The sequence below is a fragment of the Oricola indica genome (genome assembly GCF_965227485.1).
Lineage (GTDB): Bacteria > Pseudomonadota > Alphaproteobacteria > Rhizobiales > Rhizobiaceae > Oricola > Oricola indica.
Map to the genome: position 1 here is coordinate 2847625 of NZ_OZ245747.1, position 15123 is coordinate 2862747.

Below are 15123 nucleotides of genomic sequence, written 5' to 3' on the forward strand. Positions count from 1 at the left end.
GCGGACCCGTAGCCTTTCCGACTAAAGCGCCTTGCTCAGGCCGGCGATGATCTCCCGGCGTTCTTCGTCGTTCTTGGCGTCTTGCAGGCGCCGTGTGAGGGTGACGAGGAACGCGGCATAATCGTTGTTCCAATCGGTCAGCAATTCCGCCTGCGGCACGCGCTGTGGCAGGCGCCCCTTGGATTTGGCGTCACCGGCCACGAGCTCGAACGATTCGTCCATTTGCGGCAGGACGATATGTTCCGGGTCGAACCCACGCGTTGCCAGCAGCCGCGCCATTTCCTCGCGCGCATCGTCATCGCCATGGTTGAGAAACAGGCGTCCGACCACGGGGCCGCGCTCCTCGACCCAGTCGAGCAATTCCGACTGGTCGGCATGGGCGGAATAGTTGCCGAGCTGGCGGATTTCCGCCTTCACCATGAACTCCTTGCCGTGAATGCGAACGACCGGCTCGCCGCTGGTGATGAAATATCCCAGCGTTCCGGGGGCCTGGTAACCGGCAAAGAGGATCGTGGCGTTCGGGCGCCAGATATTGTTCTTGATGTGATGCTGGATCCGTCCCGCATCGGCCATCCCGCTGGCCGAGATGATGATCGCGCCGCCGGTGATTCGGTTGATCGCCTTGCTCTCCTCGACATCCTGGACGAGGCGGAAGCGCGGATCGCGAAAGAGGGCGGCTTCGTCGAGTTCGACGTCGTCAAGCGTGCCCGCGTGTTTGATGAAGACTTCCGTCACGGCCTTGGCAAGCGGTGAATCGAGAAAGACCGTCGTTTCCGGCAGTTCGCCGTTCGCGAGCAGGACACCGATATCGTGCAGGAGTTCCTGGCTGCGTTCGACCGCGAAGGCCGGGATCACCACATTGCCGCCGGCCGACAATCCGCGCACCAGTTCCTTGCGGAGCATTTCGCGGCGGACTTCCAGCGTGTAGTCGTCGCGCTCGCGGTCGCCATAGGTGCTCTCGCAGATGACATAGTCGAAGCCACGCTCTGCTTCAGGCTCGGGATGGAAAACCTTCTCCTCGGGGCCGATGTCGCCCGAGAACAGCATGCGCATCGTGTTGCCGCCGTTATCGTCCTCGATCTTCAATTCGGCGGAGGCCGAGCCCAGGATGTGGCCGGCGTTCCAGAAACGGACATGGATGCCCGGCTTCGGCTCGAACCATGAGTCGTAATCCTTGGTGCGAAGCAGTTCCAGCGTCGCGCGCGCGTCTTCCTCGGAGTAGATCGGCTCAAGCGGTTCCTCGCCCTTGCGCTGGCGCCTTCGATTGTAGCGCTCGGTATTGGACCGCTGGATCTTGGCCGAATCCAGCAGCATGAAGCTCAGCAGATCGGCGGTCGGGGGCGTGCAGTAGATGGGGCCGGAAAAGCCATGCTTGACCAGTTTGGGCAGGAGGCCCGAATGGTCGATATGGGCATGGGTGAGAATCAGGAAATCGGCGCCGGGGTCGAACGGGAACGGCTGATCGTTGAGCGCCCGTATCGTCTTGTTGCCCTGGAACATGCCGCAATCGACGAGAAAGCGGGCATTGGCTGCCTGCACCATCGAGCAGGAACCGGTTACTGTCCCCGCCGCGCCGTAGAAAGAAAGCGTTGCCATGAAATTATCTCCCGGTTCCTCTGAGAACCGGTGTGACAAATCCGGCCCTTGCGGGCAAGGGGCGCGAAGCCGATGCCTCGCACCCCGTCATGTATGCTAGCTGACCGCTACCAGTTCCACGTCAAAAACCAGATCGCGTCCGGCAAGGGGATGGTTGGCGTCAAGCGTCACGGTGGCGTCGTCCGCCGCAACCACCGTCAGATTGATGACATTGCCGTCCTGGGCGGACGCCTGCAGGCGTGAACCGAGATCGGTATCGACATTCGGGGGAAGGGATTCGCGTTCGACCACGTGGACGCCTTCCGGATGGTGCGGGCCATAGGCCTCGTCAGAGGGGATGGTGACAGTCTTCGACTGACCGACTTCCATGCCGCGCATGGCCTTGTCCAGACCGGGAATCACCTGTCCGGCGCCGAGTTCGAACTCGAGGGGTTCGCGTCCGTCGGAACTGTCGAAGACGGTGCCGTCCGTCAGTTTTCCTGTGTAGTGAATATGCACCTTGCTGCCGTGCTGGGCTTCGCTCATATGGCTTCTCGTTTTGGATAATGGAGTTCTGGGCAAATCGTTCGCGCTGCCCAATGGTCGTCCGCATGCGTGTCGCGCGCGGGATTTGCAACAGCATACAAATGTGAGGTGAGGTGTAAACCCTGTCACCCCTTCCCATTTCCATGCCGGACCGGCGGTTCAATGGCATGAAAAAACCGGCGGCGCTTGCGCGCCGCCGGCTTGTAGCCCCGTCCCCTTCGCTCTGGAATCAGAGCGAGTAGTACATGTCGTATTCGACCGGGTGCGGCGTGTGCTCGTAACGGATGTTTTCCTCTTCCTTGAGCTCGAGATAGGCCTCGATCTGGTCGTCGTCGAAGACGCCGCCGGCTTTCAGGAAGTCGTTATCCTCACGGACTGCCGCGATGGCTTCACGCAGCGATCCGCAAACGGTCGGGATACCGGCCAGTTCTTCGGCCGGCAGGTCGTAGAGGTCCTTGTCCATCGGATCGCCCGGATGGATCTTGTTCTTGATGCCATCGAGGCCGGCCATCAGCATTGCGGCGAAGGCGAGATAGGGGTTCGCCATCGGATCCGGGAAGCGGATTTCGACGCGCTTGCCCTTCGGCGAGCCGGAATGCGGAATACGGCAGGACGCCGAACGGTTACGCGCCGAATAGGCGAGCAGAACCGGTGCCTCGAAGCCCGGGACGAGACGCTTGTAGGAGTTCGTCGACGGGTTGGTGAAGGCATTCAGCGCCTTGGCGTGCTTGATGATACCGCCGATGTAGTAAAGGCAGGTATCGGACAGGCCGGCATAGCCGTCGCCGGCCATCAGCGGCTTGCCGTCGCCCCAGATCGACTGGTGGACGTGCATGCCGGTGCCGTTGTCGCCATAAACCGGCTTCGGCATGAAGGTGACCGTCTTGCCATAGGCGTGGGCGACGTTGTGGCAGACATATTTGTAAAGCTGCACTTCGTCGGCCTTGAAGGTCAGCGTGTTGAACAGCATCGACAGTTCGTGCTGAGCGGCCGCCACTTCGTGGTGGTGCTTTTCGATCTTCACGCCCATTTCGCCCATGACCGTCAGCATCTCGGAACGGATGTCCTGTGCGGAGTCGATCGGGTTGACCGGGAAGTAGCCGCCCTTGATGCGCGGACGGTGACCGAGGTTGCCGGTCTCGTAGTCGGCGTCTGTGTTGGTCGGCAGTTCGACGGAATCGACCTCGAAGCCGGTCTTGTACATGTCGGTCGAGAACTTCACGTCGTCGAACAGGAAGAATTCCGGTTCCGGGCCGAAATAGGCCGTGTCGCCGAATCCGCCGGACTTGATGTAGGCCTCGGCCTTCTTCGCGGTCATGCGCGGATCGCGGTTGTAGGCTTCACCGGACATCGGCTCCAGGATGTCGCAGAAGATCGCCATCGTGGACTGCGCGTAGAACGGGTCCATGTGCGCGGTCTCGGTGTCGGGCATCAGCACCATGTCGGAGTCGTTGATGGCCTTCCAGCCGGCAATCGAGGAACCGTCGAACATGACGCCGTCGGCGAACATGTCTTCGTCGACGACCGAGGTTTCCATCGTGACGTGCTGCAACTTGCCGCGCGGGTCGGTGAAGCGCAGGTCGACGAACTTGACCTCGTTGTCCTTGATGTTCTTCAGAATGTCATTTGCACTCATTTGTCTTCCCTTTGGTTGAACTGCAAATTTTGGGGAAATGGTTTCTCGAGGAACCGTGTCGTCAGATCGCGTCCGCGCCGGTCTCGCCGGTACGGATACGGATGACTTCCTCGATATTGGAGACGAAGATCTTCCCGTCGCCGATGCGCCCGGTCTGGGCTGCATTCCTGATCGCTTCCATGGCCGCTTCGACGGTATCGTCCGCGACCACGACCTCGACCTTCACTTTCGGGAGAAAGTCCACGACATATTCGGCGCCCCGGTAGAGTTCGGTATGACCCTTCTGGCGGCCGAACCCTTTTGCTTCCGTAACGGTAATGCCCTGGAGGCCCACCTCCTGCAAAGCTTCTTTCACTTCATCGAGTTTGAACGGTTTAATGATCGCTTCGATCTTTTTCATGTACAGGCAAGCCTCCACGGTAAAGTCTGGCGCTACACAAGCAGATGGCGTGCCAATTTTGAACTGCGTCGTTTTGCCATGGACAAGTTCGCCGAAGCCCAACAATCTCGGCTTTGCCATCTGCGGTGCGCGCCGTGTTTCGCGCCTAGCTACATATGGAATGCACAACCAATAGGCAAATTGCATAATTTGTAATCACATAAGAGGTTCGAAATGGAGTCCGCGACGGACGCCCGTCATGAGAATGCGATCCTGACTTGCGCGCGGATGGCGCGTGCGGATGCCTTCTCAATTCGCAATGCCTACGCATCGGGCATCACCCTGATGCGCAATGCCGGGGCGGCGGTTGCCGACTGCGTGCTTGCCGGTTTCGGAGATGCGCAACGCGCGCTGGTTCTTTGCGGGCCTGGGAACAATGGCGGCGACGGCTATGTCGTCGCACAACGGCTCGCGCAAGCAGGTGTCGCAGTCAGATTATTCGCCTTGGGCGAGCCGCGCCCGGGTTCGGACGCGGAGATTGCACGGTCGGAATGCGCGGTGCCAGTGCTGCCGCTCGATCGGTTCGATCCCGGTCGCGACGACGTGGTCATCGATGCGCTGTTCGGCGCCGGTCTTGCGCGGGGGATTACCGGCGCTGCGCTAACCGCGCTGGACAGGACGCGCGAGAGCGGCTGCCGCGTCGTCGCTGTCGACCTGCCAAGCGGCGTCAATGGCGACAGCGGCCGCGATCTCGGCGGAGCGGTGCCAGCCGATGCGACGGTCACGTTCTTTCGCAAGAAGCCGGGGCACCTTCTTTATCCGGGCAGGGCCCTTTGCGGAACGCTGGTCGTTGCGGATATCGGCGTCCGGCCCGAGGTCTTTCGGGACGACCCGCCGGATGTGTTCGAAAACGAACCGGGCCTTTGGCGAAGCAGATTGTCGCGTGCCGATGAACGGTCTCATAAATATGCGCGCGGGCATGCGGCGGTGTTTTCCGGCGGGCGGCACGCGACCGGCGCGGCGAGATTGTCGGCTATGGCGGCGCAACGCGCCGGCGCCGGTGCGGTGACCATTCTCGCACAGCCCGATGCGCTCGATATTCACGCCGCCCATCTGACCTCCATCATGCTTCGCCCCTGCGCGCCGGACGATGCATATGACAGGCTGAGCGATCTGAAGGGGTGCCGCGCCTGCGTGCTGGGGCCGGGATTCGGCGATCTGGCCAGTGCGCGGCCCATCGCGCGGCTGACGCTTGAGGGCGCAAATGAGAGCGGCCTGCATCTCGTGCTGGACGCGGACGGGATCACCGCGTTCGCGCAGGACCGAAAGACGCTCTTCGATGCTGCGGCTTCATGTGCGGAGCCGGCTTTGGTGCTGACACCGCATGAAGGCGAATTCGGCCGGCTGTTTCCCGACCTCGCGGAAGACGGCACCATGTCGAAACTCGACAAGGCGCTGGAGGCGTCCCGGCGGGCGAATGCGGTTCTGCTCTACAAGGGGCCGGACACGGTGATCGCCGCTCCGGATGGACGCGCGGCGATCAATTCCAATGGGACAGCGGCGCTTGCGACCGCAGGCTCCGGCGACGTGCTGGCGGGTGTCATCGGCGGACTGATCGCGCAGGGAATGGGTCCGTTCGAAGCGGCATGCGCGGCAGCATGGCTGCATGGCGAAGCGGGAAGGGCGGCCGGACCATTGACAATCGCTGAAGATATCGTTTCGCAAATCGCTCCGGCTCTCGAGCCGTTGCTCTGACGACAAGCCTCAGCCGGCCTTTTCAACACGGTTCAGGAAATCGATAGCCGCGTGCGGTGCGCGGATCTTTCCCTCGTGGATGAAGTAGAGGAACACGTCGCGCGGTTTTTGCTCCGGTCGGCGGTCCGGTGCGGCAAGCGGCAGACCGTCAGGGACGCCACCTTCAGCCCAGGTGATCGCACGTTTCGCCCAGGCGTCCATGGCGTCCGGCGAATAGGCCGTCGGGATTGAATCGTCGCCTGTCTGCAGGCGCGCATAGATGAAATCGGCGGTGACGTCGGCGATGGCCGGATAGGCGAAATGGTCGGCATAGACGATGGCCGCGCCATACGCGGCGGCCAGTTCGACGAATGCGGGATCGATGAAGCTCTCGTGACGAACCTCCAGCGCGTGCCGAAGCCGGACGCCGTTTTCCTCGGCCGGTAGAAGTTTCAGGAATTCCTCGAAGTCGTCGGCCTCGAATTTCTTTGTCGGTGCGAACTGCCACAGGATCGGACCGAGCTTGGGGCCAAGACCGGAAAGCTGCTGGGCGAAGAACTTGCTCAGCGAGTCCGCGGCGCTGCCAAGCACCTTCTTGTTGGTGACGAAGCGATTGCCCTTGATGGAAAAGACAAAACCGTCAGGCGCTTCGGCACCCCAGCCGGCGACCGTTTCGGGCTTCTGGCCCCGATAATAGGTGGCGTTGACCTCGATCGTGGTGACCTGGCGGGTCGCGTATTCGAGCTGTCGTTTCTTCGGCAGGTCTTCCGGATAGAAGACGCCTTGCCATGGCTCGAAATTCCAGCCGCCCATGCCCGATCGAATGATACCGCGATTTGCCATGGCGCATGCTTGGCGCATGTCGCGGGCGGCGGCAACCCGAAAGCAGAAAACCGGCCGGGAAGACCGGCCGGCTCCTGACACATACTGCTATTTCCCGCTGCTACTTCTCGATAGCGATCTTGCGCGCGGCGGAGACGGACTCCGCCTTTTTCGGCATGACGACCTTCAAGACGCCCTTGTCGAACTTCGCGCTGATCTTGTCGGCATCGACGCGGTCCGGCACCGGCATGGTCCGCTGGAACGACCCGTAGGACCGTTCGGTGACATGGACATTATCCTTGTCCTCGTCGCGCTCATGCTTCTTCTCGCCTTTCAGCGTCAGGACGCCATCGCGCACTGTCAGATCGACATCTTCCTCAGCGAGACCGGGAAGTTCCGCGGTCAGCGTGATGGACTCGTCATTCTCGGTGACGTCGATGGCGGGATTGACCAGGCCGGTGGGCATATCCGCCCAAGCCTTGGACGGCGTCGGCCAGCCGCGCCGACCGCTGAAGAAGCTGGAGATCGCATCATCCATTTCCTTGCGGAAGTCGTCGAACATTCCGCCGGACCACATGGAAGGAACATTGCTCTTTTTGTTTTCAGCCATGAATACCTCCTTTGCGTGCCCCGTCCTCGCGGGGTGTCGGGAAGGTAGGAATTCGATTGTGAAAATTCCTTGACGGCTATCAATGGCACGGTAGCCGAGCTGCCCTTGGGAGGTCGCTATTCCGCCGCTTCGACCCGCTTCTGCGGCCGTCGTTCCAGCAGTTCGCGCAGGAACTGGCCGGTGTAGGAGCGCGGTTCCCCGACCACGTCTTCCGGCGTGCCGGTCGCGACGATCTCGCCGCCGCCGTCGCCGCCCTCAGGGCCGAGATCGATAATCCAGTCCGCTGTCTTGATGACTTCGAGATTGTGCTCGATCACGACGACCGTGTTGCCGGTCTCCACCAGTTCATGCAGCACGTCGAGCAGCTTGGCGACATCGTGGAAGTGCAGGCCGGTGGTCGGTTCGTCGAGGATGTACAGCGTGCGCCCGGTGGCGCGGCGCGACAACTCCTTGGCAAGCTTGACGCGCTGTGCCTCGCCGCCGGACAGCGTCGTCGCCTGCTGGCCGATCTTGATATAGCCGAGGCCGACGCGCTTCAGCGTTTCCAGCTTGTCGCGCACGGCCGGAACCGCGGCGAAGAAATCGACGCCTTCCTCCACCGTCATTTCCAGCACATCGGCGATCGACTTGCCTTTGAAATGCACGTCCAGCGTCTCGCGATTGTAGCGGTGGCCGTCGCAGACGTCGCAGGTGACGTAGACGTCGGGCAGGAAGTGCATCTCGATCTTGATGACGCCGTCACCCTGGCAGGCCTCGCAGCGGCCGCCCTTGACGTTGAAGGAGAACCGCCCCGGCGCATAGCCGCGCGCCTTGGCTTCCGGCAGGCCGGCGAACCAGTCGCGGATCGGCGTGAACGCGCCGGTATAGGTGGCTGGGTTGGAGCGCGGGGTGCGGCCGATCGGCGACTGGTCGATGTCGATCACCTTGTCGAGCAGTTCCAGGCCGTCGATCCGGTCGTATTCCGCCGGGTTCTCGCGCGCGCCGTTGATGCGCCGCGCGGCCGCCTTGTAGAGCGTCTCGATCAGGAATGTGGATTTGCCGCCGCCTGACACGCCGGTGACAGCGGTGAACAGGCCGAGTGGGATTTCCGCCGAGACATCCTTCAGGTTGTTGCCGCGCGCGCCGGATACCTTGATGGCCCGGTTCTTCTTGCGTTTGCGCCGTTCGGCCGGCACCGGGATCGCCTTGTCGCCCGAAAGATACTGGCCGGTGAGCGAAGCGGGGTTCGACATGATCTCGCCGGGCGTTCCCGAGGCGATGATCCGCCCGCCGTGAATGCCCGCCGCCGGGCCGATATCGACGACATGGTCGGCGGTCAGGATCGCGTCCTCGTCATGCTCCACGACGATGACCGTGTTGCCGAGATCGCGCAGGTGGCGCAACGTGTCGAGCAGGCGGGCATTGTCGCGCTGGTGCAGGCCAATGGACGGCTCGTCCAGGACATAGAGCACGCCGGTCAACCCCGAGCCGATCTGCGAGGCGAGCCGGATGCGCTGGCTCTCGCCGCCGGAAAGCGTGCCGGAATTGCGCGACAGGGTCAGGTAGTCGAGACCGACATCATTGAGGAAGCGCAGGCGTTCACGGATTTCCTTGAGGATCCGATAGGCGATCTCGCGATGTTTCTCGGAGAACGTCTCCTCGACCTCGTCGAACCATTTCACCGCGTTGCGGATCGAGAATTCGGTGACCTCGGAAATGTGCTTGCCGCCGATCTTCACGGCCAGCGCTTCCGGCTTGAGCCGGTAGCCGTTACAGGCAGCGCAGGGCGTTGCCGACATATAGCGCTCGATCTCCTCGCGCACCCAGGACGAATCGGTTTCCTTCCAGCGGCGTTCGAGGTTGGGGATCACGCCCTCGAAGGTTTTCGAGGTCTTGTAGGAGCGCAGCCCGTCATCATAGACGAAGTCGATCTTGCGGCTGCCGGTCCCTTGCAGCACGGCGTGACGCGCCTCATCCGAGATCTCCGACCATTTCTGGGTGATCTTGAAGCCATAGGCCTTGCCCAGCGCATCGAGGGTCTGCCGGTAATAGGGCGAGGAGGATTTCGACCACGGCGCGATCGCGTCGGTCATCCTGACCTCGCGTTCCGGCACGACGAGGCCGGCGTCGATCGTGCTCTGCGTGCCCAATCCGTCGCAGGACGGACAGGCGCCGAACGGGTTGTTGAACGAGAACAACCGGGGCTCGATCTCGGGAATGGTGAAGCCGGAAACCGGGCAGGCGAATTTTTCGGAAAAGACGGCGCGCTCATGCGTGTCGTTCTTCGACTTGTTGACCGCGTCGGCGCCGGTATCTTCCGGCGGCAGCGGCCGGTCGGCGAATTCCGCGACAGCAAGGCCATCCGCGAGGCTGAGGCAGGTCTCGAGGCTGTCGGCAAGCCGCGCGGCGATGTCGTCGCGCACGACGACGCGGTCGACCACCACGTCAATATCGTGCTTGTACTTCTTGTCGAGGGCAGGGACATCGGCGATTTCGTAGAATTCGCCATCGACCTTCACGCGCTGGAAGCCCTTCTTCATCAAGTCGGCGAATTCCTTGCGGTACTCGCCTTTTCGTCCGCGCACGATGGGCGCGAGGATATAGAGCCGCGTGCCGTCCTCATATGCCATGATGCGGTCGACCATCTGGCTGACGGTCTGGCTTTCGATCGGCAATCCCGTGGCCGGAGAGATCGGCACGCCGACGCGCGCGAACAGCAGGCGCATGTAGTCGTAGATTTCGGTGACCGTTCCGACAGTTGAGCGGGGATTGCGCGAGGTCGTCTTCTGCTCGATGGAGATGGCCGGCGACAGGCCGTCGATCTGGTCGACGTCCGGCTTCTGCATCATCTCGAGGAACTGCCGCGCGTAGGCCGACAGGCTTTCGACATAGCGGCGCTGCCCCTCGGCATATATGGTGTCGAAGGCAAGCGAGGACTTGCCCGAGCCCGACATGCCGGTCATCACGATCAGCTTGTCGCGTGGCAGGTCGAGGTCGACATTTTTCAGATTGTGTTCGCGGGCCCCGCGAATGGTGATGTGTTTCTGATCGGTCATGAAAGGTGCCTGTCGCGGAGGTCCGCCTGCTTCCATCATTTAAGCATGCGGCGTCTGATGTCGAGGGATCGGGGCAATCTCTGCCGACAATCCCCGACTCGCCGCATGCGCCTTGACAGAGGCATTGCGCAAACACTAGAACATTACAAGAACAAAAAGACCCTGTGGACAGCGTCAGCCGGTGTGGAGCCCGCTATCGCGCTTGAGTAGGGTAAAATCACGTATCGAACAATCAGACGGGAGTGTTGGCGTCATGGCTGGCAGTGTGAACAAGGTTATCCTCGTCGGGAATCTGGGCGCCGATCCCGAAATCCGGCGAATGAACTCGGGCGATCCGGTGGTCAATCTGTCGGTGGCGACATCGGAGACATGGCGGGACAAGGGCTCCGGCGACCGGCGCGAGCGCACCGAGTGGCATCGCGTCGTCATCTTCAACGAGAACCTCGCCAAGGTGGCCGAAAACTACCTGAAGAAGGGCGCGAAGGTCTATATCGAGGGCCAGTTGCAGACCCGCAAGTGGCAGGACCAGAACGGCCAGGACAAATACACGACCGAGATCGTGCTGCAGCGCTTCCGGGGTGACCTGCAGATGCTGGACAGCCGCGGTGAGGGCGAGGGCTCCTATGGTGGTGGCGGCGGCGGTCAGCAGCGGGTTGGCGGAGGTGGCGGCGGCTACGGCAATGATCGTGGTGGCCAGGCGCCTTCCGGCGGCGACGATTTCGTCCGCGACATGGACGACGAGATTCCGTTCTGAGGAATGAACCATGAATGCCCGGCGCGGGACGAGGTCTGACGCGACGGCGCTGTCGATTGCGCTCGTCACCATCGCGGCGATCCTGTTGTCCCTGACGCAGGTCTTCGCCAGCGAGGCGGATGTCGTCGCGGTCGACGCAACAGCCGAGAGCGGCGGAACGTGGCGCTTCGACGTGACGGTTCGCCATGCCGACGAGGGCTGGGAGCACTACGCCGACAAGTGGGTCGTCCAGGGGCCGGATGGTACGGTCTATGGGGAGCGGGTTCTGCTGCACCCGCACGAGACAGAACAGCCTTTCACGCGATCACAGACCGGCATCGCAATTCCCGATGCCGTATCTTCGGTGATCGTGAAGGCGCATGACAGCGTTCACGCATTCGGCGGACAGGAGATGACCGTCGATCTCGACGCGTTGCGCTAACGCCGGCCGGTCAGGCGGCGATCAGCGCCTTGACGCCGTCGGCAACGAATTGCACCGCCAGCGCCGACAGGATGACGCCGAGCAGGCGCGTCAGTACCGTGCGGCCCGTCGCGCCCAGCAAACCCTCGACGCGCTCGGCCAGCAGAAAGATACCATAGGTCAGCAGCACGATCGCGAGCACGATGCCGATCAGCGCGGTGCGATCAAGCGCGTTTGAAAAATCGCCGGACAGCAGGATGACCGCTGAAATCGCGCCGGGGCCCGCCATGAGCGGGATAGCCAGCGGAAAGACGGCGACACCGTGGATGTCATCCTGGGTGATCGCGCGTTCGGCGGCTTTTTCGTGGCGTTCCTGGCGGCGCTCGAACACCATTTCGAAGGCGATCCAGAACAGCAGCAATCCGCCGGCCACGCGAAATGCGGGCAAGGTTATACCGAACAGTTTCAGGATCAACGTTCCGGCCAGCGCGAAGACCAGGAAGACCGCGAATGCGATCACGCTCGCGCGCAGCGCAACCTGCTTGCGTTCCGCCCGATTCATTCCGGTGGTGACCGCCAGGAAAAGCGGTGCGAGGCCGGGCGGATCGATGGTCACGAAAAGCGTGACGATCGAATTGATGAGGAGGTCCATGCTCATGGTTTTGCGTAGCAGGATAGCGGCTTGGCGGGCAAGAGAGGCGTGCGATCATTCTCCGGTGGAGAAACTCACCCTATATATAGGGAAAGATGGCCGGATTGTTCGCTTTTTGCAGCCGTATCCGCTAATCTCAACACAATGATTCTGAACAGAAAAGCATAAACTCCTTGAGCGACGAAACACCAATCGGCGGGCCCGGCGGAAGCGACGGTATCGAGCCCGTCTCCATTCTGGAGGAAATGCAGCGTTCCTATCTCGATTACGCGATGAGCGTGATCGTGAGCCGGGCGCTGCCGGACGTGCGTGACGGCCTCAAACCCGTCCATCGCCGCATCCTCTATGCAATGCATGAGGGCGGGTTCCACTGGAACCGCAAATACGTCAAGTCGTCCCGCATCGTCGGTGACGTCATGGGTAAATATCACCCGCATGGCGACGCCGCGATCTACGACGCCATGGTGCGCATGGCCCAGGACTGGTCGCTGCGCGTGCCGCTGGTCGATGGCCAGGGCAATTTCGGCTCCATCGACGGCGACCCGCCGGCGGCGATGCGCTACACGGAATCCCGGCTCGAGAAAGTCGCGCACGAGCTTCTGGAGGACATCGACAAGGAAACAGTCGATTTCCAGGAGAACTATGACGGCTCGGAAAACGAGCCGACGGTGCTGCCCGCGCGGTTCCCGAACCTTCTCGTCAACGGTTCGGGCGGCATCGCGGTCGGCATGGCGACCAATATCCCGCCGCACAACCTCTCGGAGGTTGTCGATGGCTGCATGGCGCTGATCGACAATCCCGCGATCACGCTGCCGGAGATGATGGAGTTCATTCCCGGACCGGATTTCCCGACAGGTGCGATCGTGCTTGGACGTTCGGGCATCAAGTCGGCCTATGAGACGGGCCGCGGTTCCATCGTCATGCGCGGCAAGGTCGATATCGAGCAGCGTGCCGGCGACCGCGAGTCCATTGTCATCACCGAGGTGCCCTACCAGGTCAACAAGGCGGGCATGATCGAGAAGATGGCCGAACTTGTGCGCGAAAAGCGCATAGAGGGCATCTCCGACATACGCGACGAATCCGACCGGCAGGGCTACCGCGTGGTGGTCGAGCTGAAGCGTGACGCGGTCGCTGACGTCGTTCTCAACCAGCTCTACCGCTACACGCCGCTGCAGACATCGTTCGGCGCCAATATGGTCGCGCTCAATGGCGGCAAACCCGAGCAGATGACTCTGCTCGACATGCTGCGCGCGTTCGTCTCGTTCCGCGAGCACGTCATCAGCCGGCGCACGAAATACCTTCTGCGCAAGGCGCGTGAACGCGCGCATGTGCTGGTCGGTCTCGCCATTGCGGTCGCCAATATCGACGAGGTGATCCAGCTGATCCGGAGCGCGCCGGACCCGGCGACGGCCCGCGAACAGTTGATGTCGCGGCGCTGGCCGGCGAAGGACGTGGCGCCGCTGATCGCGCTGATCGACGATCCGCGCCACGGCATCGATCCGGAAGACAACACCTACATGCTGTCGGAGGAACAGGCGCGCGCCATCCTCGATCTGCGCTTGCAGCGCCTGACCGCGCTGGGTCGTGACGAGATCGCTGACGAACTGAACAAGATCGGCGCGGAAATCCGCGATTACCTCGAAATTCTGTCGTCGCGCGCGCGCATCCAGCAGATCGTCAAGGACGAGCTGATCGCCGTGCGTGAGGAGTTCGGAACGCCGCGGCGCACCGAACTTGCCGAGGGCGGTCCGGACATGGACGACGAGGACCTGATTGCCCGCGAGGACATGGTCGTCACGTTCAGCCACCAGGGCTACATCAAGCGCGTTCCGCTGCAGACCTACCGCGCCCAGAGGCGCGGCGGGAAGGGGCGTTCGGGCATGGCGACCAAGGAGGAGGATTTCGTCACTCGCCTCTTCGTCGCCAATACGCATACGCCGATCCTGTTCTTCTCGTCTCGGGGCATCGTCTACAAGGAGAAGGTCTGGCGGCTGCCGATCGGTACGCCACAGTCGCGCGGCAAGTTCCTGCGCAACATGCTGCCGCTGCAGGACGAGGAACGCATCACGACGATCATGCCGTTGCCGGAGGACGAGGATAGCTGGGGCGAACTCGACGTCATGTTCGCGACGACCAACGGCACGGTCCGGCGCAACAAGCTGTCCGACTTCGTGCAGGTCAATCGCAACGGCAAGATCGCGATGAAGCTCGAGGATGACGGCTCGGAGATCCTGAATGTCGCGACCTGTTCGGAGAACGACGATGTGGTCCTGACGACCGCGATCGGTCAGTGTATCCGGTTCCCGGTGACCGACATCCGTGTCTTCGCCGGCAGGAATTCCGTCGGCGTGCGCGGCATCTCCCTGGGCGATGGCGACAACCTGATTTCGATGTCGATCCTGCGGCACAGCGATGCGACGCCCGCCGAGCGGAATGCCTATCTGAAGCAGGCGTCGGCGCTGCGCAGGCATTCGGAAGAAGAAGATGCCGAGGATGTGGCGCTCACCAATGAGGAAACCGAGGCCAGTGGCGACACCTTTGTCCTGACCGACGAGCAGTTCGAGCAGATGGCTGCGGTGGAGGAGTTCGTGCTCACCATCAGCGAATTCGGCTATGGCAAGCGCTCGTCCTCCTATGATTTCCGGGTCTCCGGGCGTGGCGGCAAAGGCATTCGGGCAACCGATACGTCGAAAACCGGTGAGATCGGTCCGCTGGTTGCGGCGTTCCCGGTCGATGACGGCGACCAGATCATGCTTGTCACCAATTCGGGCAAGGTGATCCGCGTTCCGGTCGAGGGTATTCGTTTCGCCTCGCGCGCCACCAAGGGTGTGACGATCTTCAAGACCGCGGAAGGCGAGCATGTCGTTTCGGTGGAGCGTATTCGCGAACCGGAGGAAAGCGCTGAAGAGGCGGAAGAGGCCTTGGATGTGCCCGAATCCGGGGATCAGACGCCTCCGGAAGACGAGGCGTGACACGGGCC

At 62.2% G+C, this 15123-nt stretch carries 12 protein-coding genes; 4 read left to right on the top strand and 8 right to left on the bottom strand.

Going from position 1 to position 15123, the window contains the following annotated elements:
• Positions 1-21: 21 nt before the first annotated feature.
• The 4 genes from ACQK2M_RS14290 to ACQK2M_RS14305 all read right to left on the bottom strand — a co-directional run bounded on the left by ACQK2M_RS14290 (position 22) and on the right by ACQK2M_RS14305 (position 4157).
• Positions 22-1596 (bottom strand): MBL fold metallo-hydrolase RNA specificity domain-containing protein, encoded by a 1575-nt coding sequence (locus ACQK2M_RS14290; protein ID WP_223477836.1) that lies wholly within the window; start codon positions 1594-1596, stop codon positions 22-24.
• 96 nt (positions 1597-1692) lie between these two features.
• The gene (locus tag ACQK2M_RS14295; RefSeq protein WP_223477835.1) at positions 1693-2121 is read right to left on the bottom strand and encodes an FKBP-type peptidyl-prolyl cis-trans isomerase; all 429 of its coding nucleotides are present in this window, start codon (positions 2119-2121) and stop codon (positions 1693-1695) included.
• Positions 2122-2350: 229 nt separating this feature from the next.
• Positions 2351-3757 (bottom strand): type I glutamate--ammonia ligase, encoded by a 1407-nt coding sequence (gene glnA / locus ACQK2M_RS14300; protein WP_425418347.1) that lies wholly within the window; start codon positions 3755-3757, stop codon positions 2351-2353.
• A 61-nt stretch (positions 3758-3818) separates the two neighbouring features.
• The gene (locus ACQK2M_RS14305; RefSeq protein WP_223478095.1) at positions 3819-4157 is read right to left on the bottom strand and encodes a P-II family nitrogen regulator; all 339 of its coding nucleotides are present in this window, start codon (positions 4155-4157) and stop codon (positions 3819-3821) included.
• 213 nt (positions 4158-4370) lie between these two features.
• On the opposite strand from ACQK2M_RS14305, the gene ACQK2M_RS14310 reads away from it, so the two are divergent.
• The gene (locus ACQK2M_RS14310; protein WP_425418348.1) at positions 4371-5891 is read left to right on the top strand and encodes an NAD(P)H-hydrate dehydratase; all 1521 of its coding nucleotides are present in this window, start codon (positions 4371-4373) and stop codon (positions 5889-5891) included.
• 9 nt (positions 5892-5900) lie between these two features.
• Here the strand turns inward: ACQK2M_RS14310 and ACQK2M_RS14315 are convergent, their stop codons facing one another.
• The 3 genes from ACQK2M_RS14315 to uvrA all read right to left on the bottom strand — a co-directional run bounded on the left by ACQK2M_RS14315 (position 5901) and on the right by uvrA (position 10337).
• Complete coding sequence (locus tag ACQK2M_RS14315; protein WP_425418349.1) at positions 5901-6713, bottom strand: DUF72 domain-containing protein; 813 nt, start codon at positions 6711-6713, stop codon at positions 5901-5903.
• A gap of 100 nt (positions 6714-6813) precedes the next feature.
• Positions 6814-7302 (bottom strand): Hsp20/alpha crystallin family protein, encoded by a 489-nt coding sequence (locus ACQK2M_RS14320; protein ID WP_425418350.1) that lies wholly within the window; start codon positions 7300-7302, stop codon positions 6814-6816.
• A 116-nt stretch (positions 7303-7418) separates the two neighbouring features.
• Positions 7419-10337 carry an excinuclease ABC subunit UvrA gene (gene uvrA, locus ACQK2M_RS14325; RefSeq protein WP_425418351.1) on the bottom strand — a complete coding sequence of 973 codons (2919 nt, stop codon included), beginning with the start codon at positions 10335-10337 and terminating at the stop codon, positions 7419-7421.
• Between the two features lie 253 nt (positions 10338-10590).
• Between uvrA and ssb the strand changes: the two genes are divergently transcribed.
• Together ssb and ACQK2M_RS14335 are read left to right on the top strand one after the other, a co-directional pair.
• Entirely contained in the window at positions 10591-11091 is a 501-nt protein-coding gene (gene ssb / locus ACQK2M_RS14330; RefSeq protein ID WP_425418352.1) for a single-stranded DNA-binding protein, read from the top strand.
• A gap of 10 nt (positions 11092-11101) precedes the next feature.
• Positions 11102-11512: a hypothetical protein gene (locus ACQK2M_RS14335; RefSeq protein ID WP_425418353.1), complete on the top strand. Its 411-nt coding sequence runs from the start codon at positions 11102-11104 to the stop codon at positions 11510-11512.
• Between the two features lie 10 nt (positions 11513-11522).
• Here ACQK2M_RS14335 and ACQK2M_RS14340 read toward each other — a convergent pair whose 3' ends face one another.
• Entirely contained in the window at positions 11523-12149 is a 627-nt protein-coding gene (locus tag ACQK2M_RS14340) for a MarC family protein (protein WP_425418354.1), read from the bottom strand.
• A gap of 167 nt (positions 12150-12316) precedes the next feature.
• On the opposite strand from ACQK2M_RS14340, the gene gyrA reads away from it, so the two are divergent.
• Positions 12317-15115, top strand: coding sequence for a DNA gyrase subunit A (gene gyrA / locus ACQK2M_RS14345; RefSeq protein WP_425418355.1), 2799 nt, complete (start codon positions 12317-12319; stop codon positions 15113-15115).
• Positions 15116-15123 lie beyond the last annotated feature (8 nt).